Raw genomic sequence first — 22,128 nt, forward strand, 5'->3', positions numbered from 1 at the left:
GGACCGCGTCAATATATACCTGAAGACCTAAATGGACTGTCCCAGTTTTCGTGCCGCCCCTGCCCGGCTCCGCTTCTCCGGGCACCTTGCCGGTCCTGTCCAGACATTCCCAACGGATGTCTGCCAAAGGACGTCCCTAAGTGGGTGAGGGCGTTGCCAGGGGTGCAGTCGCCGCGGTAGCCGCCGTCGGCAATGACCGGCCTGCCATCGGCGACGCCGTTCCCTGCCACGCTCGGCGACCAACCGAACCAGCTGGCGGAACTGGGCGGGCTGCAAGACATCCTTTAGCAGTTCGCCCCGATGCGCGTCCATGTAAAAGTGATTACCGCCATAGTCTCGGTGTGCGAATTCCCCATCGACGTACGGCTGTCAGCGCGCCATCTCGGCGGTGGGCGTCAACGGATCGGTCCGCCGTGGAGCCTTTGACCACTCGGTGGCCCGCCTGTCCAGCACCGACCACGAATATCAGCCGCCCGCCGGAGAAAGAAATCGGGCGGGGTCATGGTGTACCGGTCTCCGGGCCGATGCAGCGCGCCGAGGGTGAATCTCGTAGCCTCCTCAACGGCCGCCGATGAAGCCGGCTGTCCAAGAGGCCCCGGAGATGACCCCAGCGGCTCGGCCGCCGCGCCCCGCGACGGTTTGAACGACGGCCGAGTCCGGTGGAACCGGACGAGCGAGTCGGAGGAATATGTCCGAGATTTTGGAAGCGGTGGTCATTGGCGCCGGCATGTTCGGTGCGGCAGCAGCCAAACACCTCAGTCGCTCCGGTGCCCGAGTGCTGGTAATCGGGCCGGCCGAGCCAGAGGCCGGTGCCCCGGCGAGCCGGCATGCCTTCGGCGCATACTTCGACGAGGCACGCATCACCCGCCGGTTGGGTTGGGATCCAGTGTGGGGCACTACCGACTCGCGCTCGCTGGAGCGGTTCCGCGACATCGAGGCCGAGTCTGGCATCGGTTTCTTCCACGAATGCGGATCGCTGGTTCTCATGGCCCGGTCCATTGCGCACCGTACCGATGCGATCGTCGCGCAGTGCGCGGTCGAGGGCATCGAGCTGGATCGCCTGTCGGAGCCCGCCCTGCGCGCCGAGTTGCCCGCGCTCGGCATCCTACCTATTTCCGGCGGCGTCGAAGGGCTGCTGGAACGCAAACAGGCCGGCTATCTGAACCCGAGGCGTTTGGTGCAGGCTCAGTTGTCGCTCGCCCAGGCCGCTGGCGCACGTTTGCTGCGCGCCGCCGTCACGATGGTCTGCAAGGACGCGGCAGGAAGCTGGCAGCTCAGCATCCAGGACGGTGACACAACCTCGACGGTACGCGCGCAACGGATCCTCATCGCCACAGGCGCCTTCACCAACCACAACAACGTGCTTCCCGCCGGAACGCGTCTCGCCCTGCACGCCTTCAGCGAGCCGAACCTGCTGTTCGAGGTGAGCGACAGCCAGTTGGAGCAGATGCGCCACGTTCCGCCGGTGGTGACGGTCGACCCGGACGACCTCGGTGACGCCAATCTGTCGCTCTACATGGTGCCGCCGGTCCAATATCCGGACGGCAAGTGGTACATGCGTATCGGCCCGGGCATGCAGCCCTACGTCGAAGAGCTCCGCACCGTCAACGATATGGTGGACTGGTACGCCCGGCAGGAGCCTACGGCCCGCCAGACGGCGTCACTGACCAGAATGATGAACCTCCTGGTGCCGGCCCTCGAACCCGTGTCGGTGCGCTTCTCCGGGTGCATCATCGAGAAGACGCCCTCGCGCTACCCGTACATCGGCCATCTGAACGGTGACCCGACCATCACGGTGGCGGTGGGCGGCAACGGGCACGGCGCCCGCGGATCGGACGAAATCGGCAGACTGGCCGCGCGGGTGCTCTGCGGTGAAACGTGGGACAGCTCGATCCCGCAGGAGACGTTCACCCCGCTGTTGCACAATGACGAACACGCCGGAGAGCGCCCCGGATACCTGAAGCCACCGTTCGGTCTCTGCTGATGTCGCCTCTGGACAGCGCCAGGCGGCTGCGTCAACGACAAGGTTGAGTCGGTTACGGACCGTAACAAGGGGTCTTCACAAACACTGAAATGCCCTGAACGAGGCTCGACAAGAGGTTAGCTCGCATCGCCTCGTGCCGGCGGCGCTCGTGACCAATGCGGCTAGAACTGCCGCCAGTTTGTGCCGTGGTGGCAACCGCTGAATGCCGATCGGGCCATTCGTGCAGTCGACTCTCGCCGGCCGCGCACTAGCGTAACCACAGGCGTAATGAACGCCGCCGGTCGTCGTCCTCAATGGTCACGGTGGAGCCGGACCGCCGGACCGCGTTCCGCTCGCCCTGGGGAATCGAACACCAAGATCCCCGACAGGGTCGGGCTCAGGGCAGCGCGGTGACGATTTCTGCTGGCGGAGTGCGGAGATGGGTGCCCTTGCTGGGCGGTGTGCCGAACATGCGGCGGTATTCACAGCTGAACTGGGAGGGGCTGTCGTAGCCGACACTGAGGCCCACGCCGGTGATGCTCATGCCGGCGATTTCCGCCAGGTCCTCCACGCGGAAGGCGGTGGCGTAGTTCCCCCGGATGTGACGCACGGCGCGGTTGATGTGGGCCAGTCCGGCTGGCGCACCGGCCAAGGCGGGTGTGTGGAGTCGAAGCACCACACTGGACGGTTCACGCGGTCACTGTCTCTGCTCGGAGGTCAGGGCGTGTCGGGCCCGGTCCCCGGCCCAGGCCGCTTCGAGGATCGCGGTCAGGCTGGCGCTGTCGGTCGGGCCTGGATGGTTCTGGATCAGGCGGGTGACCCCACTGGCCATCTCCGCGAAGCGCGGGAGGTCGGCGCGTGCCACGCCGATGTCCGCCAAGGTGGGAGGGATGCCGATGTCGGCGAGGAGCCCGTCAAGCCAGGTGAGGAACGTATCTGCGGCCTCGGCGTCGGAGGCGTCGGTCACATCGAGCCCGCACACCCGGGCGAGGATGGCCAGCCGGTCACCGATGGCATCCTTGGCCGCGTCCAGCGCGTAGGGAAGTAGCAGCCCGACGCCCAGGCCGTGCGGCGTGTGCGTGGCTGCGCCGATGGGGTACTGGAGAGCGTGCGGGGCCGCGTTGCCCGCGTGGGAAAAGGCGAGCCCGGCGAGCATGGACCCGTAGGACATGTCCGCGCGCGCGTCCGTGTCGCCTCCGTCCGTGACAGCACGGCGCAAGCTACGGGCGATTCGCTCCGCGGCCCGGAGCGCGTAGTGGTCGGTGATCGGGTTGCGGCCGAGGAACACCTGCTCCACCGGGTCGCGCGGTCCGTGGGCCCGCGGTCGCGCGGTGTAGCTCTCCACCGCGTGACAGAACGCGTCGATGCCGGAGTGGGCGGTGACGGTAGCAGGGCAGGTGTAGGTGAGTTCGGGGTCGACGATGGCGAAGTCAGGCACGATGTGGACGCTGGAAACCCCCACCTTCAGCTCGCGGTCCGGGTCGGTCAACACCGAGACGGGTGTGAGCTCGGAGCCGGTGCCTGACGTTGTCGGGACCGCGACGAGAGGAATCGTCGGTCCCGGCACCTTCGACTCGCCGTAGAAGTCACGCGGCGTCCCACCGTGGCGCCGGATGACGCCGACGATTTTGGCGAGGTCGATCACCGTGCCACCCCCGATGGCGAGGATCACGTCGGCGTCCACCTCGGCGGCGACCGAGACGGCCAGGGCGACATCGGAGAGTGGCACGTCTGGTGTCGCGTCGGAAAACACCTCGACGACCTTGACCTTCTCCCGCACGGCGGCCACGATCTCGGCCACGCCCGGCTGCCCCAGAAGAACCTGGTCGGTCACGATGAGGACTCGCGAGCCGCTCTCGGCCACCACTCGTGGGATGTTCTGCGCGACCCCTTCGCCCACTATCAGCTGCCGTGGTCCGCGGACGGTCTCAAGCATGTCAGTGCCTCTCCGGAACGTCGGCGGCGATGTGCTGGGTGGACGTCCAGGTCATCTGCGAGACCGGGACGGCGTCGGTAACGTTGGTCGCCCGGGTGGCGCAGGCGCGCGCGCCGAACGTCCGGACTCGGGCGCGCCCGGTCGCCCTCGGCTCCATCGCGATGAAGATGTCGCCCATGGTGGACGGGTGGGTCGGGTCGAGGGTCCCGCGGACATCGTTGCCAAGGGTGGTACGAGTCCGGCCCGCATCCTCGACGGGCGTCCGGAACCGTAGGCCGGTCACGGTAGGTCGATCGCCACGTAGGTGAGGTCGAGGTACTCGAGGATGCCCTCGTGCGACCCCTCCTTGCCGATCCCGGACTGCTTCACGCCTCCGAACGGAGCTGACGGATCCGATATCAGACCACGGTTGATGCCGAGCATCCCCGTGTCCAGCCCTTCGGTGAACCGGAGCGCCCGCTGGAGGTCACGGGTGAAGATGTATCCGGCCAGGCCGTGCTCGGTGTCGTTGGCCTTCGCCATCACCTCGTCGTCGGACGTGAACGAGATGATCGGCGCCACCGGGCCGAAGATCTCCGCCTTCAGCATCCGCGCACCTTCGGGCACGTCGACGAGGACGGTAGGCGGGTAGAAGTGGCCCGGCCCATCCGGACGTTCGCCGCCCACCAGGACCCGGGCGCCGCGATCGACCGCGTCGGCGACGAGCTCGTCGATCTTGGCGACCGAGGCCTCGTCGATCAACGCCCCGACGTTCACGCCGTCGTCGAGACCATGACCCATCGAAAGCGCGCCCATCCGCTCGGCGAAGCGCGCCGCAAACTCCTCGCGTACGGGCTCCTCGACGTAGATCCGGTTGGCCGCGATGCAGGACTCCCCGATGTTGCGCATCTTGGCCACCATGGCACCGTCGAGCGCGACGTCCAGGTCAGCGTCGGCACACACGATCAGGGCCGCGTTGCCGCCCAGTTCCATAGAGGTGCGCAGCACGTTGTCCGCCGCCTGTCGTAGCAGTACGCGCCCGACCTCGGTCGACCCGGTGAACGAAAGCTTGCGGGTCCGACTGTCGGCCAGCAGTGCGGAGACCACCTCGCCGGAACGCCTGGTGGTCACCACGTTGACCACGCCCGGGGGAACGCCGACCTCCTCCATGATGCGGGCCAGAAACAGCATGGTGAGTGGCGTCTGGCCTGCTGGCTTGGTGATCGTCGTGCAGCCAGCAGCCAGCGCAGGAGCGATTTTGCGGGCACCCATGGCCAACGGAAAGTTCCAGGGCGTTACGAAGACGCACGGTCCGACCGGCTTCGGCACGGTGAGGATGCGATATCCACCCGCGGGAGCAATGCTGTAGCGCCCCTCGACGCGCACCGCCTCCTCGGCGAACCAACGGAAGAACTCGGCGCCGTAGGCCACCTCTCCACGAGCCTCGGCGAGCGGCTTGCCCATCTCGAGCGTGATCAGGCGGGCGACCTCCTCCGATCGCTCGGTCAGTGCCCGGTACGTGGCGGTCAACAACTCTGACCGTTTCCGCGGCGGGGTCGCCGCCCACTCCGCCATTGCCTTGCTGGCCGCGCCCAGGGCGGCGAGCCCGTCAACGACGCCGGCGTCCGCCACCTCGGCGATGGTCTTGCCGGTGGCCGGGTCCTCGACGGCAAAGGTGGCTCCGCTTGCGGCGTCGCGCCAGGCGTCGCCGATCCGCAGCCGCCGATGCTCGGGGGCCAGCACGTTCATCGGGTCACTCATCGCGTCGCCTCCTGTGATCTTCCTGGTGATGTCCGGCGTGCCTCAGCGATCGCGCTGTGCGCGTAGACGGACGGGTCACACCCCTCGTCGGGGGCGAGGTTGCCGAGCGGGTCGGAGGTGGCAGCGGCCCGGGCTGCGCGGCCGCCCCCGCGCCACCAATGCCTTCTCGGGCCACGGCCGTCTCCGCGTCGTCTGACCGTGCCCGCTGGTGGCGGTCGGCCGAGGCCCGATTGCCAGGTGCGGGCGCATGTGGCCATCGCCGCCCGGCGCGGTTACCGCCCCGCCTCGGACAGCGACAGCCCGGTGTCCGCATCGAACAGGTGCGCACGATCCAGGTCGACCGTGACGAGCAGCGGCTCGCCCGGCGTACCGGTGACGGTGGGTCGTGCCTTGACCTTGAGAATCTTCGTCCCCACCCGGACGTCGACCACCGTTCGGTCACCGAGCGGCTCAAGCCCGTAGAGCTCACCCGACAACGACGCGTTCCCACGCCGCTCGACGGACAGGTCCTCCGCGCGCAGGCCCAGCAACATCGGACGACCGTCCTCAGCCGTGGTCCAGCGGGGCCGCGGCAGCGTCCAGCCTTCCGCACCGACCAGACGATCTCCCTCGGCGTGGCAGGCGAGCAGGCTGATCGGCGGGCTCCCGACGAATCCTGCGACCCACTGATTGGCTGGACGCTCGTACACCTCGGTCGGCGTTCCGACCTGTTGCACCTTCCCCTCCTTGAGGACCGCGACCTGGTCGGCCATGGAAAGGGCCTCGACCTGGTCGTTGGTCACGTAGACGAAGGTCGCTCCGAGGCTGCGATGGATGCGGGTGAGCTCGGTGCGCATCTCGACGCGGAGCTTGAGGTCGAGGTTCGTCAACGGCTCGTCCATGAGAAACGCGCGCGGGCGACGGACCAGCGCCCGGGCCAGGGCGACACGCTGCATCTCACCGCCCGACAACTGGGCGGGACGACGCTGCAGCAGACGTTCGATGTGCAGCAGGCTCGACATCTGCTCCACGGCAGCTGCGATCTCACTCGACGAGCAGCGGCGTGCCCGCAGCGGCGAAGCGATGTTCTCGTACACCGTGTGTCGTGGGTAGAGGGCGTAGCTCTGGAAGACCATGGCCAGGTCGCGGGCCGCCGGGGTGTCACCGGTCGCGTCCCGGCCGTCCAGGCGCACCGTCCCGGCGTCGAGCTTCTCCAGGCCGGCGATCGCCCGCAGGGTCGTCGTCTTGCCTGCCCCGGACGGCCCGAGCACGACGAAGAACGAGCCGTCCGGCACGTCCAGCGTCACCCCGTCCAGGGCCCGGACCTTTCCGAAGGACTTGCACAGCCCCTGCACTGCCACGGTTCCCATCAGGCCACCAGCTCTTCCGTGCTCACGTCGTAGACCGCCGGGGTCGCGCCGGTGTGTCGCAGGCCGACCTTCGCGTCGGCGGCGAAACGGACAGTCGGTGGCATCCGAACCCGTACCTCGCGTTGGCCGCCGTGGTCGACCACGTAGATGATCTCGTCGCCCAGCCACTCCGCCGAGACCACGCGGGCCGGGACCGACCCTTCCGCCTCTGGTGCGGTGACTTCCAGCGCCTCCGGCCGGACGCCTGCCACCAGGCGACGGTCCCGCGGCAGGCCTGGCGGTGGCGTGAGGACCAGTCCGCCCTGACCGTGCAGCTTCCCGTCGGCCACGTCCACCTCGATGAGGTTCATCGGCGGGGACCCGATGAACGCGGCGCAGAAGAGACTCGCCGGGCGGTCGTAGACCTCCAGCGGCGTGCCGATCTGCTCGACGCGGCCCTTGTTGAGGATGGCGATTCGGTGACCGAGCGACATCGCCTCCACCTGGTCGTGGGTGACGTAGACCATCGTCGCCCCCAGCTCCCCCTGCAGATGCTTGATCTCCGTGCGCATGTCCGCCCTCAGTTCCGCGTCCAGGTTGGTGAGCGGTTCGTCCATGAGGAATGCGCGCGGTCGCCGCACCAGGGCACGAGCAAGCGCGACACGCTGCTGCTCCCCACCGGACAGCTGGCGCGGGCGCCGGTCCAGGAGCGGACCAAGCCGCATCAGCCGGGCGGCCTCGTCGACCCGCTCGCGCACCTCCTGCTTGGGCAGTCCCTCGGCCCGCAGTGGGAACGCCAGGTTGTCGCGGGTCCTCAGGTGCGGGTAGAGAGCGTAGAACTGGAACACCATGGCGATGTCGCGCTCGGCGGGCGGCAGGTCGTTGACCAGCGTGTCGCCGATGCGGATATCGCCTGTCGTCTGCCTCTCCAGACCGGCGATGGCCCGCAGCGTGGTCGTCTTGCCGCACCCCGAAGGGCCGAGCATCACGAACAGCTCGCCGTCGTCGATGGACAGGTCCACGTGGTCAACCGCGACCGTCCCGTCCGGATAGCGCTTGTGCAGGGCTGTCACCTCGATGCTCGCCATCAGCGTCGCACCGCCCCGAGCGTCACACCGGCGATGAGGTGCTTGCGCACCAGGTACGCGAAGACGAGCACCGGTAGCGCGAACACCACGGAGGCGGCGGCCACGAGACCCCAGTCCGTAGTGGTGCCACCGATGAGGCCGGCGATGGCGGGTGGGGCTGTCCGCACGCTGTCGCTGGAGGTGAGGAAGGTGGCGAACACGAACTCGTTCCACGAGAAGATGAGTGCGAAGACCGCCGTCGCGGCGATGCCGGGTACGAGCAGGGGGAGGGTGAATCGCCGGAACGCCTGCAAACGGGTGTAGCCGTCGAGCATGGCGGCATCCTCGTACTCCGCGGGCACCTCGTCGACGAACCCCTTCATCATCCAGATCGTGAACGGGACGTTGAACGCGGTGTAGATGAGGATCAGGCCGAGCTTGTTGTCGATGAGTCCGACTTGGCGGTACATGAGGAAGATCGGGATCACGACCACCACGGGCGGCATGAAGCGGGTGGACAGGATGAAGAACAGCTGGTCTTTTTTGGCCTTCACGGCGAAGCGTGAGTAGGCCCAGGCCGCCGGGACCCCCAGCACGGTGGCCAGCACCGTGGAAGCTCCGGCGACCACGACGGAGTTGAGGAACGAGACGGACAAGGCTGAGCGGCCGCCGTCGGGGGCGACGAACACGTCCTTGTAATGGTCCAGAGTGATCTTGAAGTCGAAGAACTTGGCCGGGATGGCGTAGACGTCTCGGTTCTCCTTGATGGACGTCTCGATCATCCACAGCACCGGAAAGAGCATCACGACGGCCAGCACGGTCAGCAGCGCGACCTCCAGCACAGAGCGGCCTCGGCCGCCAAGGCGGCGCGCGGGGGGCGTGTGATCCCGGGCAGGACCTGTGGACACGGCCTCGTCGACGGAGACGGCCATCAGCCCTCCTTGAGCTTGTTCAAGTAGCGCAGGTAGAACTGCGTGAGGACGATGACGACGAGGACCATGAGGATCCCGTACGCCGAGGCGGTTCCGGTGTTGAAGCCCAGGAACGCGACCTTGTAGATGTGGAACGACAACGTCTCGGTGGAGACACCCGGACCTCCGTTGGTGAGGATGTAGACGAGGTCGAACAGCCGGAACGCCTCGATGGCCCTGAACATCACGGCGATGAGAAGCAGTGGCCATACCAGCGGAAGAGTGATGGTGCGGAACCGGAACCACTCGGACGCCCGGTCGATCGAGGCGGCCTCGTAGAGGTACTTGGGAACCGCGGTAAGGCCCGCAAGCGCGATGAGCATGATGAACGGCGTCCATTGCCAGGTGTCGACCACGATCAGGGAAAGCAAAGCCGTTCGCTGCCGGGTGAGCCACTCCACCTGCCCCAGGCCGAGCGAGCCGAGCATGCTGTTGACCACGCCGAATTGCGCGTCGAGCATGAATCGCCAGAACAGCCCGACCACGACCGGCGACAGCATCATCGGAACCAGGAACAGAGTGGTCAGCACTCCGCGCCCATGCGTGCGCCGTGAGATCAGGTAGGCGATGCCGAATCCGAGCACGGTCTGCAGGCCGACCGCGCCGACCACGTAGATCAACGTCGTCAGGGCCCTCGTGTGGACCTGCGCCGAAGTCAGGATGGCGGTGTAGTTCCCGAACCCGATGAAATGGGCGGGCCCCCCGCGGGTGGCCGAGTAGTCGGTGAAAGACAGGTACAACGCCCACAGCAACGGGAACACCGACATGGCGAGCAACAGCAGCATCGCGGGGGAGATGAAGGTGACGGCGAGCCAGCGGTCGCTCAACCGGCGGGACCGACCCGGTGCAGGTGGCGTCGCAGACGCCACCTGCCCGGGGTGATCGGTCGTCAGAGGGACGGGGTCACTCACAGTCCGCCGCCGCCCTTGCGGCTGCTCGAGTCGAGCACGCTCTGCTGCTCCTTGGCGATGTCGTCGAGCGCATCCTTCGGCTTCTTCGCGCCGTTCAGAGCCGCGTTCACGTTGGTGTTCTCAATGTCGACGAGGCGCGCGTACTCGGGCACGTTCCACATGTCCCGCATCCGCGGAACCGAGTCGGTGTACACCTGGTTGAACGGCCCCGCATTGAGGAACTCGGGCGACTCCAGGGCGTCCGTACGCGATGGCACGCCACCGGCCGCGGCCCACTTCTTCTGGACGTCAGCCCGCTCGAACCACTTCATGAAGTTCAGGGCCTCGGTCTGGTTCGCCGTGGCGGAGTAGGCCGACACGTGCATCCCCATACCGCCGAGCGGCACCAGGTTCGTCTTCTGGCTCGGCAGGGTGGCAAAGCCCAGCTTGTCGAGAATCTGCTCCCGGGTGGTGCCGAGCGTCGACTGCTTCGGATCGAGCAGGCCGCCGCTCGCGGCGATCCAGTTGAAAGCGATGCAGGCCTTGCCCTGGGCGACAGCCGCGTTCACCTCGTCGATGAACCAGTTGCCGGAGCCCTTGGCGGTCAACGGCTTCATCTTGTTGACCAGGACGTCCATCGCCTCCTGGCCCGCAGCGTCGTTGATGACACCATCGATCTTGCGCGTCTTGGAATCCCAGAGGTTGCCGCCGTAGACGCCGTTGACCGTGTTGTAGGTGACGGCCGCGGCGTCGGACCCGTTGGCCTGGTGGAAAGCCAGCCCGCTGACGCCAGGGTTGTCCGCCTGGCACTTCTCGGCGGCTGAGATCATCTGGTCCCAGGTCTGCGGCGGCTTGTCGCCGATCAGGTCCTTGCGGTAGATCATCGTCCAGGTGTCGCCGAGCAGCGGCAGCCCGTACAGGCTGGCGTTCTCGTCGCGCTTGCCGGTCTCCGCCTGGGGGAACTGGCCGTACGCCGCCAGGAGGTACGGGTTGTACGCCGCGACGTCGATGTTCTCCTTGACGAAGTCGGTGAGGTCGAGGATGTTGCCGTTCGTCACGGCCTCGCCGATGTGTTGCGAGTCCAGGATCGCGATGTCGAAGTCGGTCTTGCGCGCGGCGAACTGGGTGAACATCGCGTCGTGCCAGTTCGCGTTCGGCACAGTGTTGACCTTGATGGTCGCGTTGGGCCGCTCCTTCTTGTACTCCGCGTTCGCGAAGGCTTCCAGTGCCTTGGCGGGGGGCCAGTCGAACCAGATGAAGCTGAGGGTCAGCGGGTCCTTGGTGAGCTCCGGGATGGTCGCCGGCGCCTTGGGCGCGCTCGCCTTCCCGCCGTCGTCCTTGCCATCACCGCAAGCCGTTACGGTCGTGACCACCAGCAGCATGGCCGCCGTCGCCAGCCGTACCTTTCGGCCGGGAGCGGACATTCTTCCTATTCGCTTCGGATAGCGCATATTTATGCCTGCTTTCTGGGTGGGGACTTCTACAACCTCGCTATGTGCTTCGCCGAGCAGTTGCTGGGTCGTTCAGGCGTGTCGCCGGGCTGTCGCGGGGGCCGACCCGCGAACCGGCGTCACGAGTACGCCGCGATGTACCGGGTCTTCATGCTGTCGAGAGGTCCTTCGGCCCGTCTGCGGCCCGGTGACGAACCGGGCAGGACGTCGAGCATGCTCATGGGAGCTCCAGGTGATCGAAGTAGAGCGAGGGCGGGCGGCTCCGCGGTGGTGCAGGATGGCGGGCGTCCGTCGCTTTTCCTATACGATCGAGCGGGGGCGTCAGCATGTCGCAGCGTTGTGACTGATGTCAATAGGTTCCCGAAGGCGCAAGGAAGGACCTCACGTCACGATGGACGACGAAGCGATGATCGTGCGGGGCCGTAGGGCGGCGACGGGCGGAATGCCGCCGGGAAGATCTGGTGGCCGGCTTGCCGACGAGGTGTACGACACGCTGCTCGGACAGTTGATGTCGCTACGGATCGAGCCTGGCTCCCGCGTCACGATCGACGTCCTGGCGCGGGAGCTGGGGGTCTCGCAAACGCCGATCCGAGACGCTCTCAACCGCATGGAGGCCGAGGGCCTGGTCGTGCGGGTGCCCCATGCCGGCTACCGCATTCCTCCCCAAATCACCCGTCACCGATTCGAGGACATGCTGGAGGTCCGCCTGCTCCTCGAGCCGGCGGCGGCGCGCAGATCCGCCGAACGCGCGTCCTTGGAGCAGGTGGCCGGACTGCGACAAATGCTGGAGGAGATGGCGGAGCTGGAGGGAGGCAACGGGCCCATGGCCTATGGCGCCTTCGGACTACGTGACGCCGCTTTTCACGATCTCGTCGCCCTCAGCGCGGAGAACCAGGTCATCCGTGAAGCGCTCGCTCGCCTGCACAGCCACGTGCACCTCTTCCGGCTTCACCACGACACCCAGGTCACCCACCTGGCCATGGCCGAGCATGAGGACATTGTGGCCGCGATCGCCGCGCGTGACCCCGACGCCGCCGCCTACGCGATGCGTCGGCACATCCTGCGGTCCGGCGAGCGTTTCCGACGATTGTTCGACGAGATCGAGGGCGCGCACGGACTGGCGGTAGAGGCTTGACGGGCGCGCTGGGCCCAGGAATGCTGACTCAATCCTGATCGGATCGGATTGGATCCACCTCACCCGCCCCCAGATGCGAGGAGAAGCAGGTGCCCAGAGCGCTGCTCCTGACCGGCGACGCCGCCGAGGAGCTCGACACCATGTATCCCTACTATCGCGTGCAGGAGGGCGGCTGGGACGTCGACGTCTCGTCACGGACGATGCGTGACGTGCAACTGGTCATCCACGAGTTCGACCCCAACTCCGACGCCTACGTGGAGAAGAACGGCCGCAAGCTGCCGGTCGACGTGCCCTGGGCCGAGGTCGACGTCGAGCGCTACGACGCCCTCATCATTCCCGGGGGACGCGCCCCCGAGTGGATCCGGGTCGACGCCGACGTCAGGCGCATCACCGAGCACTTCTTCGCGCGCAACCTTCCCATCGCGCTGGTGTGCCACGGCGCGCAGGTACCAGCGGTGTACGGGCTGCTGAAGGGTCGAAAGACGGCGTGCTTTCCGCCCATCACCGGTGACATGGAGAACGCGGGCGCGACGGTCATCGACGCTCCCGACGTCGTGGACGGCAACCTCGTCTCCTGTCGGGGATGGCCCGACATGCCGCAGTTCGGCAGGGCGATGATGGAGCTCTTCTCGAAGTCCGTCAGCTCCGCCTCGGCATGAGCGCACCTGGCCCGACTCGGTGACGGCACTTCGGACCGTCACCGTCGACGGTTCCCCCGTGCACGTCCTGGAGGGCGGCACGGGGCCCGCGGTGCTGATGCTGCACGGCTCCGGACCCGGCACGACCGGGTCCGGCGCCTGGGCAACGACGGCGCAGGCGCTGGGCGCGTCCTGGCGGCTGGTGGCTCCTGACCAGGCAGGCTTCGGCCGTACACCTCTCCCGGCGGGCTCCAGCGGTGGGCTCCGGCTGTGGACGGAGCAGGCCGCGGGCCTGATGGACGCTCTCGGTGTCGAGCACTACGCGGTGGTGGGTCACTCCATGGGTGGCGCCGTGGCGCTGGCGTTGGCGGCCGCGCGCCCCCAGCAGGTCACCCGGGTCGTGGCGGTCTCGACAATGGGCGCACCCGGGGCGCCGCTCTCCGCCGACCTCGACGCGATCTGGGCCGCCCCCGCCGGCCCGCTCGGGGCCCGAGACATGCTGAGTCGCCTCGTCCTCGACCAGGCACTCGTGACCGATTCGGCCGTCGATGCCCGTGCAGCCGCGATGCGAGCCGGGGAGGCCGCATTCGCGTCGTTGTTCCCACCACCCAGGGCACGATGGGTCGACGAGCTCACCCTCTCGGCGCAAACCCTGGCAGCGGTGCGCGCGCCAGTGCTGCTCGTCCACGGCGCCGAGGATCGGGTGACCCCGCTCGAGACGGCAGCCCAGCCCCTGCTCGAACACCTGGCCGACGTCCGTCTGCACGTGTTCGGCCGATGCGGGCACGTGCCGGCGATCGAGCACCCGCACGAGTTCAGGCAACTGCTGTCGTGCTTCCTCCGCCCGGACCGAGGTCACTGATCGTTGCGGCAGCTTTTCCCTCGATCTCGCCGTCGACGAGGGTGCGGGTGATGTCGTCGGCGGCGATCGTGCTGGTCTCGAAGTCGACATCCGACCACCGCAGCCCACAAACCTCGACGAGCCGCAGGCCCATGAGCATCAGCAGGCAGGGGCAGGTAGGCGCTCGCCAGTGATGTCGGCCGGGAACGCCCTTACCCGATCCTGGGCCCAAGACTTGCGCTTCGGTGTACGCAACACCCTCGAACCCTGGCGCATGCCGAACCAGTGGATGTTCGGATCACGCCTGGAGGCGTCCGTAGACGACGGATGTATGGACGGACGAGTTGCGCGGCGCGTTGGCCGTGCTACGACGATGAACGCGATCTAGCTCCAGACCAAGGTCGGGATTCTGTCTTTCGGCTTCGGAGTCCACAGCGGATAAGCTGTATGGATGCTGCGGGTGGCCGGAATGCACGGCATCTTCAACCTCGACCGGAAGCGAAGCGTCCCGCTGGCAGCTGCCAATCTCTCGGCAATCTGGAGTGCGGCCCTGACCTCCTCGATGGCGCATGTGCCGATGGCCGTACAGGTCGCGTATTACGCCGACTGCATCGCCGGCGACACCCCGCAGGGGGGAAACGCGGACAACCTGCCGTTCGGCGCGCAACAGGAGCTGGCGGAATGGGTGCTGGCGCTCGGCGCGCCGCACGAAGTGGCGGAGGGCGTCGCTACGGTGCCGGTACGCCAGATCGTCAGCTGGATCAGTCGACGATACGGGCTGGCGTATGACACCGTCGACCGGTTTGTCGATCGCTTCCTGCGGGAGGTGCCCGCCTACCTCGGTGGTCCCGGCCGGCAGAACGCGCAGGATCGACTGGCGACGGTGCTGGCCGAGCACCGGCCCCATGTTTTGGTCGCACACTCGCTCGGCTCGGTGGTCGCCTTCGAGACGCTCTGCGCGAATCCAGAGCTGGGCGTGGACCTACTAATCACCCTCGGCTCCCCGCTCGGACTACCAAACGTCGTGTTCCACAAGATCCAGCCGCCGTTGGTACGCCGTCCCCCGCAGGTCCGACGCTGGGTGAACATCGCGGACATTGGCGACTTCGTGGCAGCCCCGCCACGGCTGGGCGATGTATTCGACGTCGACGCACACCACGAGGTGAACCTCGGGCTCTTCGAGTTCCATCGCGCCTCGAGGTACCTGGCCGCAGCCGTCACCGCCGAGGAGATCGGACGGCTGGCATGATTCGGCGACGGGTGGCGCTCAGCATCGGAGTGTTGGCGCAGACACCAGAGGCCGAGGAGTCGCACCCGGACGCGTTGGAGGAACTGCCGGAGGTGGGCCTACGCGTCCATGCCGTGACCGACACGCTGGTCAAACTGGGCTACGATTGCGCACCTATGGTCGGTGCGTACAGCGCCGCAGAGATTGGCGGCGCGGTCCGAGGGGCCATGCAGTCGCTCGACTCGGATGACGTGCTGATCGTGCACGTCTACAGCCACGGCATCACCTCGAATGAAGCACTGTACGTGGTCGGGGCGGACGGCCGTCACCACAGCGAGTCCAACGTTGAGTGGTGGCTGCGCCAGGTCAGCGACCACGAGCCCCCCTCAGGTCCTCATACGCTTCTCCTCCTTGACCTCTGCCACGCCGGCCTGGCCGCCCGACTGCACTGGCAGGCTAGGCAGAGCGACGAGCGCACCCGCGCCTGGGTGATCGCGGCGTGCGGGCCACGGCAGCGAGCATTCGAGGGACGGTTCAGTGACGCCGTCGCCGAGGTGCTGCTCAAGCTCACCGATGGCCGGCTCGACCTCGACCAGTCGGTGCCGTATGCGCCCCTGGAGACGATGGCACGGGAAATTCGTCGTGAGGTGACCCGACGTGGCGGCCGAGCCGGCGCTCTGGGGCAGCGGGTCACCGCCAACCGCGTCGACATCAGCTCTCCGCCACCGCAGCTCCCCTTCTTCCCGAACCGGGCGTACGCGACCGGCCACCGTCAGCAAGTCCGAAACCGAGTGGACATTGCGCTGCTCCCATTCCTCGACGACGTCGACGAGGCCTTGGACGCCGGTCACTTCCTCTCGCGGGCGGCCGGATACGGCGTGCTCGCCACCGACCGGCTTATCGGCTGCTTCAGCGGCCGGTCACGGGAGTTGAGGTTTCTGGTGCCGTGGATTGATATCCCGGGAGGCACCGGGCTCTGTGTTGTCACGGGTGGCCCAGGGGCAGGAAAGTCTGCCCTGATCGGCCTCTTGGTCTGTGCAGCGCACCCGGAGTTGCGCGAGCCCACCCGGGAGGTGTGGGAGCACGCCGAGCGGGCTCCGTACCCGAACCACCACATGGCCGCGATAAGCGCGCGCGAGCGCTCCCTGTCCCAGGTCGTCACCTCGGTGGCGCGACAGCTCAAGCTTCTCCCGGACGTCCGGAATCCGTCGGTCGGCGAGGTTGTCTCAGCGGTCGCTGCGATGCCGGACGCCCCGCTGATAATCATTGACGGACTGGACGAGGCGCCGGACAAGCTCGCCATCATGGACGAATTCCTGCTGCCCCTGAGTCGCGTGACCCGTCCCGACGGCATCCTCGTGCGGATCCTGGTTGGAACGCGCCCCCTGCCGGAGTTCGGCCCACTCTTCGTCGCCGCCGACTCCGACAGCGGTTTCGTGCTGGACCTCGACCAGGTCGAGCCGAGGCGACTCCGCGCCGACGTACGTGGCTACGTCTACAACCTCCTCGTCACGGACCAGCGATGGGACCAGGGCGACTACGTGGGCCACGCCCAACAAATTGCCTGGGAGGTCGCGGATGCGTTGATTGGCGACGCCGTCAATCGAGAGTGGGGCGCATTCCTCGTCGCGGGTCTGTTCGCGGCCCACATCCTGAGCACCTACGACGAGCCGATCGGCGACAAGGACGCGGCGAAGCAGCTCGGCAGGAGCGTCCCCCGTACCCTTCCCGAGCTGTTGGATCTCGACCTGCGCACGCGCGCCGCCGGGCCGTGGGTGCAGCCGGTGCTTGTCGCGCTGGCCCACGCCAAGGGCGATGGGATGCCGGTCCGAATCCTGGCCCATGTGGCTGCCGCTATAGCAGGCAACCCCGCTCCCGAAGCCGAGGACATCCTCGCCGCGCTGGACACCATACGGTTCTACCTGCGGATCAGTGCCGAGGTCGACGGCGCGACCCTGTACCGCCTCTTCCACCAGGGTCTCGCCGACCATCTTCAACAACAGTGCGAGGTACGGACGGTCTGGGCCGGCCTGCTCAATGCGCTGGCCGACCGGTTAGTCGGCGGGGACGCCTCCGCCGTCCGGTATTGGGAGATCGCTGAGCCCTACCTGCTCCGTCATGCCGCCACCCACGCCGTACTGGCGGACCGGCTGCCGGAACTCATGGCGGACATCGGATACCTGATGGCCGCCGATCCCAGCGTTGTGCTGGCCGAGGCGGAGGCGCTGTCCCCAAGCGACGCCGCGAAGCTGGAGCTGCTCGGGATCTACCGGACGGTGTCGGACCTGCCGACGGGCGACGCCGACCGTCGGCGCCAAGCGCTGGCACTGGCCGCTGTTCGCGGCAACCAGACCCAGTATCTGCGGCAGATCCTGGACGTCCCCGGTGCCCACGTCTTCTGGCAACCAGCGTGGATACATACGGACACGACGGGCCGTACGGTGACCGCGGTGGCTACGGCGGTGGACGAGGGTGGCTCATACGCGGCCCTCGGAACCGGCGACGGCAGCATCGCCCTGCGCGACCTGCGGACTGGCCTCCTGCTTGGGCTTGAACAGAGCGTGCATGAGGGGGCGGTCACCGGCCTCTGCATCGGCGACGTCGGGGCAAGGAAGGTGGTCGTCAGTGCCGGTGCCGATGGCATTCTTCTCGTCCATCCGCTGACCGGCAAGCACGCTCATCGTCCGGTACCGGTCAGCGACCAGAATCGTGTGCTCACCCTTGGCCGTATGGCGGGTTGGCACTCGGTGGCCGCCGTGGGGGACGCAGGGACCGGCGGCATCTGGGACCTCGACACCGGCACCCGCCTCGCTACCATGGATTTCGTTGCTGAGCTGGCGGAGTGCTTCAGTGTCGATGATGAACCGGCTCGCATCGTGCGCTTGGCAGACGAGCCGGAGGAAGCAGTGATCTACTACCGGGGCGTGGAGGGCCCCCGCCTCCGGCACGATGCGCCGGTGATGTCCGCCGCTGCCGGTCTCGTCAACGACGCGCTTGTGTTCTTTACGGGGGACACGGACGGGAAGGTACGCGCCTGGGACATCCACGGCGCCATCATGGACGAGATGGACGTGGCTGCCCCGGTGGAGGGCCTGCATGCCTCCGAGCAGGGTGACCTGCTGGTAAGGATGGGCAATGAGACTCTCGCCTTCCGTATCGAGGCACCCACGCCTCCCACGGGCAGTACCCGTCGCATCCTGACGGGCGTCCTCGTGCCCGCGTCGTCGTTCACGGTCGACGACGCAACTTTCCTCCTGGACGAGTCGCTGCGCTGGGGCCTCGGCCCGACCTCGACCCGGATTCCCAAGCCGGTGGGGCCGCAGGTGGGCTCGTCGTTCGCCATCATCAGCGCCGGGCTGAGCGGCGCCGGCCCCGCGACCGAGGAGGCCCCGGCCTGGTACGCCGGTGCGACGATGTTCGCAGTTGGGGATGGGCGAGTCAGCGTGTCGGGTGCGGAAACTACGAGCCGTGCCGTGGTCGATGCGATGGCCGGGCTCGAACGGGCCGCGCCTCGCGACTTGGAACAGCACTTGCGAGGGGCGATCGAGGCAGCCAACGGCGCGCTGCTGCGAGCGGTCCGGAAGGACGCTGCGCTGAATGGGGCGGCGGTCACCGTCGGCGCTCTGATCTTCTCGGCCAACAAGGTCGGCGTGGTCCATGTCGGCGATGTCCGGGTGTATCGCCTCCGAGGCGGCCAACTTACCCAGCTCACCAGGGACGAGACCGAGGCGCAGCGACTCGTCGACGAACGTCGGATCAGTCCCGAGTTCGTCTATGCGAACGACGGTCGATGGACTCCGTCGCGCGTGTTGAATGGTCAGCCGATCGAGGCGGCATGCTCAGTGCACGAGGTGTCGGCTGGAGATCGCTACCTGATCTGTAGCAGTGGTGTCTGGGGAACCTGCTCCCGCACCGACGTCTTGCGCGCCCTAAAGAAGCCGGGCAGTCCCGGCCAGGCGGCAGCCATGCTGGTCCCCTCATCAGAAGGACGGACGCGAAGCTCTGCCGTGATCGTGGTGGACGTGGCAGCCCGGGAATCGAGATCGCGATGACGCGCAGTGGGCACGCCCCAGGCCAGGGCAGGGCAGGCGGCCGGGGCGAGGCAAGCACAAGGGTTCGGAGCTGCCGGATCTGTGGCTCGCCAACTGCGGCGGCGGGAGGTTGGCGGCCAACGGCATTGACCGTGTGACGATCGGGGTCGACGGGAGCCCGGACCTTGCTGGACGACAGCGGACGTGACCGCCAGGGCCCGACCCCCAATCTGATCAGGGCGAGCGAGCCTGCCTGCTTGACCGCTGGTCAAGCCTCAGCCGGGATGCCTGCCGAATCGTTCGTTCGCTGAACCAAGGCGGCCCGATTTGTGGGCGGAGCCGCTCGGCCGCCGCCTGTTGCGACGCCGGCGTGTGGCAACGCCTGCACGAAGTCCAGCTCGGCAAGCTCAGAGCCGCCGACCAGCTCGACATGTCCCGGGCGGTGATCGACGGCTCCCACATCCGGGCGCTCAAGGGTGGCCCAGAACCGGTCCGAGCCCGGTCGACCGCCGCAAGCCAGGCTCGAAACACCACGTCATCACCGACGCGGGCGGCATCCCCCTCGCCGTCAGCCTGACCGGCAGCAACCGCCACGACGTCACCCAATTCCTGCCCCTGGTCGACAAGATCCCACCCGTAAAGGGAATCCGGGGCCGACCGCGTCAACGACCCGAGCGGATCTACACCGACCGCGGCTACGACTTCGACAAGTGCCGCCGCGAGTTACGTGCCAAGGCATCACCCCGGTCATCGCCCGACGCGGCACCGACCACGGCTCAGGGCTCGGCACCCGACGCTGGGCGTCGAACAGACCATCACCCTACTGCGCTGGTTCCGCCGCCTGCGCATCCGCTGGGAGATCCGCGACGACATCCACGAGGTCTTCCTCCCCCTGTCTGCGCCATCATCTGCTGGCGCCGACTCCGACACTCAAAGAGTTAGGAGTTCTGAGCCGGGGCCGAGCCGATCGCGGAGGTGGTCGCCAGCCGTCGCCGGAGAGGGTCAGCCGTCGCCGGGGCGGACCAGCCCGCTCTCGTACGCGATTACCACAAGCTGGGCCCGGTCGCGGGCGTTCAGTTTGTGCAGCAGACGACTCACGTACGTGCGGGCGGTGTCCGGGCTGAGATGCAGGGCCGCCCCGATCTCCACGTTTGACCGTCCGGTGCCGACCTGTGTCAGGACGTCGCGTTCCCGCCCGGTGAGCCCGGTCAGCCGGGCCGGGTCCGCGACGGGGGAGCGGGCGGCCGCGGCGATCACCCGCCGGGTCACCGCCGGTGACAGCAGCGCGTCTCCGCCGGCGACGACGCGGACGGCGTCCCGCAGGGCGTCGGGCGGGGTGTCCTTGAGGAGGAAGCCGGCGGCGCCGGCGCGGATGGCGTCGAAGAGGTACTCGTCGTCGTCGAAGGTGGTCAGCATGACCACCCGGACGTCGGCCAACGTCGGGTCGGTGAGAATGCGGCGGGTGGCCTCGATACCGTCGCCGCCGGGCATCCGGACATCCATCAGGACGACGTCGGGCCGCTGCTCGCGGGTGACCGCCACGCCTACCCGGCCGTCGCCGGCTTCGCCGACAACGGTGATGTCCGGGGCCCGTTCCAGCAACGCGCGGAGTCCGGTGCGGACCAGGTGCTGGTCGTCGACGAGGACGACGCGTACGTGGGTCATGCGGCGACTCCGGCCAGCGGTAGGTGGACCGAGACCCGGAAGCCGCCGTCAGCGGTCTCGCCGGCATCGAGGGTTCCGCCGAGCAGGGCAACCCGCTCCGACATACCGCGTAGCCCCTGACCCGTCTCAACCGCCGTGCCGCCGACGGGTCCCCGGCCGTCGTCGACGATCTCCACCGACAGCCGGGCCGGGGTCGCCCGGATCGTCACCGTGGCGCGGGTGGCGTGTGCGTGGCGCAGCACATTGGTCAGTGCCTCCTGCACGATGCGGTACACAGTGCTGCCGACCACCGTGGGCAGGGTGTCGACCGAGCCGTCGAGGCGCAGTTCGACCGGTAGCCCACCGCGGCGGACGCCCTCAACGAGCGTACGCAACTGGGTGAAACCGGGGGCTGGCTCGCGCGGCCCGGGCTCGCGACGCAGCGTGCCCAACGTGGCACGCAGCTCGGCCATGGCGCTGCCGCTCACGGAGTGGATCGCGGCCAGGGCGGCCTCGGCCCGCTCAGGTTCGGCATCAGCAAGTGCCTCCCTCGCCACAGCCGACTGCAGGGTGACCACCGACATGGTGTGTCCGAGCGTGTCGTGCACCTCCCGGGCAATCCGCAGCCGCTCGGCCTCAACCTGCCGGGCTGCCTCCCGGCGGCGTTCCTCGGCCGCCGAGGCGGCCTGCCGAGCCAGCGTGACCCGTAGCGAACGCCGGTTGCGGACGGCGTCTCCGAGAGCGATGACGGCGAGGATCAGGGCCGCTTCGGAGCCGAGACCAGCACCGATCACGACAGAGATGTCGTCTCCCTCGACGAGCCGGGCGACCACCGAAACGGTCAGCAGGCTCCCGCCGACGGCGGCGGCCGGGACCACCCGGCCCCGCTGGGCGGCCACGTAGAGGATGGCGGCGGCCGGGGCGGCCACGCCGACCGGCGGCAACTCCAGCGCGTAGTACCCGAGGATGCCGGCGGCCGTCGCCAGCAGCGCGGGGACGGTCCAACGCCGAGCTACCAGCAGCAGTACGGCCCAGCCGACCCCGAACCCGCCAGCCAGCGCCGCCTGGGAGGTCGCCGCGTCCTCGGTCACGATCGCCGCCGCAACCAGACCCAGGATGGCCACAGCGAGCAGCGCCTCGGTTCGGGTGGGAGAGGTGGCCTGCACGTCCGTGAGCCTAAGTCGGCGCGGACCCGCGCCGCTGCCGTCCGCAGGCATCACCCCCGCCCCCGCACGTACGTCGAGAAGCGATGCCAGCTCACGCGG

17 protein-coding genes and 1 pseudogene are annotated in these 22,128 nt (G+C 68.0%); 7 read left to right on the top strand and 11 right to left on the bottom strand.

Annotated features, from left to right (window positions below; genetic code table 11):
• Window positions 1–688: 688 nt before the first annotated feature.
• Window positions 689–1,984, top strand: a complete 1,296-nt coding sequence (locus ACIA47_RS17760) for an FAD-binding oxidoreductase (protein WP_203116010.1) — start codon at window positions 689–691, stop codon at window positions 1,982–1,984.
• A gap of 376 nt (window positions 1,985–2,360) precedes the next feature.
• Here the strand turns inward: ACIA47_RS17760 and ACIA47_RS17765 are convergent, their stop codons facing one another.
• The 9 genes from ACIA47_RS17765 to ACIA47_RS17805 form a co-directional block, all read right to left on the bottom strand.
• Entirely contained in the window at window positions 2,361–2,573 is a 213-nt protein-coding gene (locus ACIA47_RS17765; RefSeq protein ID WP_396709121.1) for a helix-turn-helix domain-containing protein, read from the bottom strand.
• 87 nt (window positions 2,574–2,660) lie between these two features.
• Window positions 2,661–3,899 (bottom strand): iron-containing alcohol dehydrogenase, encoded by a 1,239-nt coding sequence (locus ACIA47_RS17770; RefSeq protein ID WP_396709123.1) that lies wholly within the window; start codon window positions 3,897–3,899, stop codon window positions 2,661–2,663.
• Between the two features lies 1 nt (window position 3,900).
• A complete protein-coding gene (locus tag ACIA47_RS17775; protein WP_396709125.1) occupies window positions 3,901–4,077 on the bottom strand; it encodes a hypothetical protein in 177 nt (58 codons plus the stop codon).
• 101 nt (window positions 4,078–4,178) lie between these two features.
• Window positions 4,179–5,639: an NAD-dependent succinate-semialdehyde dehydrogenase gene (locus ACIA47_RS17780; RefSeq protein WP_203116018.1), complete on the bottom strand. Its 1,461-nt coding sequence runs from the start codon at window positions 5,637–5,639 to the stop codon at window positions 4,179–4,181.
• Between the two features lie 272 nt (window positions 5,640–5,911).
• Window positions 5,912–6,988, bottom strand: coding sequence for an ABC transporter ATP-binding protein (locus ACIA47_RS17785; RefSeq protein ID WP_203116019.1), 1,077 nt, complete (start codon window positions 6,986–6,988; stop codon window positions 5,912–5,914).
• Window positions 6,988–8,055, bottom strand: coding sequence for an ATP-binding cassette domain-containing protein (locus ACIA47_RS17790; RefSeq protein ID WP_203116029.1), 1,068 nt, complete (start codon window positions 8,053–8,055; stop codon window positions 6,988–6,990). Before ACIA47_RS17790 ends, ACIA47_RS17785 begins: the two co-directional genes overlap by 1 nt.
• Entirely contained in the window at window positions 8,055–8,966 is a 912-nt protein-coding gene (locus ACIA47_RS17795; protein WP_203116031.1) for a carbohydrate ABC transporter permease, read from the bottom strand. The genes ACIA47_RS17790 and ACIA47_RS17795 overlap by 1 nt, the downstream gene beginning before the upstream one ends.
• Complete coding sequence (locus ACIA47_RS17800) at window positions 8,966–9,832, bottom strand: carbohydrate ABC transporter permease (RefSeq protein WP_396709128.1); 867 nt, start codon at window positions 9,830–9,832, stop codon at window positions 8,966–8,968. The genes ACIA47_RS17795 and ACIA47_RS17800 overlap by 1 nt, the downstream gene beginning before the upstream one ends.
• An 80-nt stretch (window positions 9,833–9,912) precedes the next feature.
• Window positions 9,913–11,319, bottom strand: coding sequence for an extracellular solute-binding protein (locus ACIA47_RS17805; RefSeq protein WP_396709130.1), 1,407 nt, complete (start codon window positions 11,317–11,319; stop codon window positions 9,913–9,915).
• 418 nt (window positions 11,320–11,737) lie between these two features.
• Between ACIA47_RS17805 and ACIA47_RS17810 the strand changes: the two genes are divergently transcribed.
• The 6 genes and pseudogenes from ACIA47_RS17810 to ACIA47_RS17835 all read left to right on the top strand — a co-directional run.
• Entirely contained in the window at window positions 11,738–12,481 is a 744-nt protein-coding gene (locus tag ACIA47_RS17810) for a GntR family transcriptional regulator (RefSeq protein ID WP_238410195.1), read from the top strand.
• Window positions 12,482–12,570: 89 nt separating this feature from the next.
• Window positions 12,571–13,140, top strand: coding sequence for a DJ-1/PfpI family protein (locus ACIA47_RS17815; protein WP_203116044.1), 570 nt, complete (start codon window positions 12,571–12,573; stop codon window positions 13,138–13,140).
• Window positions 13,141–13,198: 58 nt separating this feature from the next.
• Complete coding sequence (locus tag ACIA47_RS17820) at window positions 13,199–13,981, top strand: alpha/beta fold hydrolase (protein ID WP_396709133.1); 783 nt, start codon at window positions 13,199–13,201, stop codon at window positions 13,979–13,981.
• A 430-nt stretch (window positions 13,982–14,411) separates the two neighbouring features.
• Entirely contained in the window at window positions 14,412–15,209 is a 798-nt protein-coding gene (locus tag ACIA47_RS17825; protein WP_396709135.1) for a hypothetical protein, read from the top strand.
• An 11-nt stretch (window positions 15,210–15,220) separates the two neighbouring features.
• Window positions 15,221–19,240: a hypothetical protein gene (locus tag ACIA47_RS17830; protein WP_396709137.1), complete on the top strand. Its 4,020-nt coding sequence runs from the start codon at window positions 15,221–15,223 to the stop codon at window positions 19,238–19,240.
• 343 nt (window positions 19,241–19,583) lie between these two features.
• Window positions 19,584–20,161, top strand: a pseudogene (locus ACIA47_RS17835) (IS5 family transposase); the annotation flags it as partial.
• A 60-nt stretch (window positions 20,162–20,221) separates the two neighbouring features.
• Here the strand turns inward: ACIA47_RS17835 and ACIA47_RS17840 are convergent.
• Entirely contained in the window at window positions 20,222–20,884 is a 663-nt protein-coding gene (locus ACIA47_RS17840) for a response regulator (protein WP_396709139.1), read from the bottom strand.
• Window positions 20,881–22,029: a sensor histidine kinase gene (locus ACIA47_RS17845; RefSeq protein ID WP_396709141.1), complete on the bottom strand. Its 1,149-nt coding sequence runs from the start codon at window positions 22,027–22,029 to the stop codon at window positions 20,881–20,883. Before ACIA47_RS17845 ends, ACIA47_RS17840 begins: the two co-directional genes overlap by 4 nt.
• Window positions 22,030–22,128 lie beyond the last annotated feature (99 nt).

The sequence above is a fragment of the Micromonospora sp. NPDC051227 genome (assembly GCF_044455385.1).
Taxonomy (GTDB): domain Bacteria; phylum Actinomycetota; class Actinomycetes; order Mycobacteriales; family Micromonosporaceae; genus Micromonospora.

What these genes read in the sequence shown, in the direction of transcription:
- ACIA47_RS17760 (WP_203116010.1), top strand. Translation starts at nt 689, where the DNA reads ATGTCCGAGATTTTGGAAGCGGTGGTCATTGGCGCCGGCATGTTCGGT.
- ACIA47_RS17770 (WP_396709123.1), bottom strand. Translation starts at nt 3,899, where the DNA reads ATGCTTGAGACCGTCCGCGGACCACGGCAGCTGATAGTGGGCGAAGGG.
- ACIA47_RS17775 (WP_396709125.1), bottom strand. Translation starts at nt 4,077, where the DNA reads ATGGGCGACATCTTCATCGCGATGGAGCCGAGGGCGACCGGGCGCGCC.
- ACIA47_RS17780 (WP_203116018.1), bottom strand. Translation starts at nt 5,639, where the DNA reads ATGAGTGACCCGATGAACGTGCTGGCCCCCGAGCATCGGCGGCTGCGG.
- ACIA47_RS17785 (WP_203116019.1), bottom strand. Translation starts at nt 6,988, where the DNA reads ATGGGAACCGTGGCAGTGCAGGGGCTGTGCAAGTCCTTCGGAAAGGTC.
- ACIA47_RS17790 (WP_203116029.1), bottom strand. Translation starts at nt 8,055, where the DNA reads ATGGCGAGCATCGAGGTGACAGCCCTGCACAAGCGCTATCCGGACGGG.
- ACIA47_RS17795 (WP_203116031.1), bottom strand. Translation starts at nt 8,966, where the DNA reads ATGGCCGTCTCCGTCGACGAGGCCGTGTCCACAGGTCCTGCCCGGGAT.
- ACIA47_RS17805 (WP_396709130.1), bottom strand. Translation starts at nt 11,319, where the DNA reads ATGTCCGCTCCCGGCCGAAAGGTACGGCTGGCGACGGCGGCCATGCTG.
- ACIA47_RS17810 (WP_238410195.1), top strand. Translation starts at nt 11,738, where the DNA reads ATGGACGACGAAGCGATGATCGTGCGGGGCCGTAGGGCGGCGACGGGC.
- ACIA47_RS17825 (WP_396709135.1), top strand. Translation starts at nt 14,412, where the DNA reads ATGCTGCGGGTGGCCGGAATGCACGGCATCTTCAACCTCGACCGGAAG.
- ACIA47_RS17840 (WP_396709139.1), bottom strand. Translation starts at nt 20,884, where the DNA reads ATGACCCACGTACGCGTCGTCCTCGTCGACGACCAGCACCTGGTCCGC.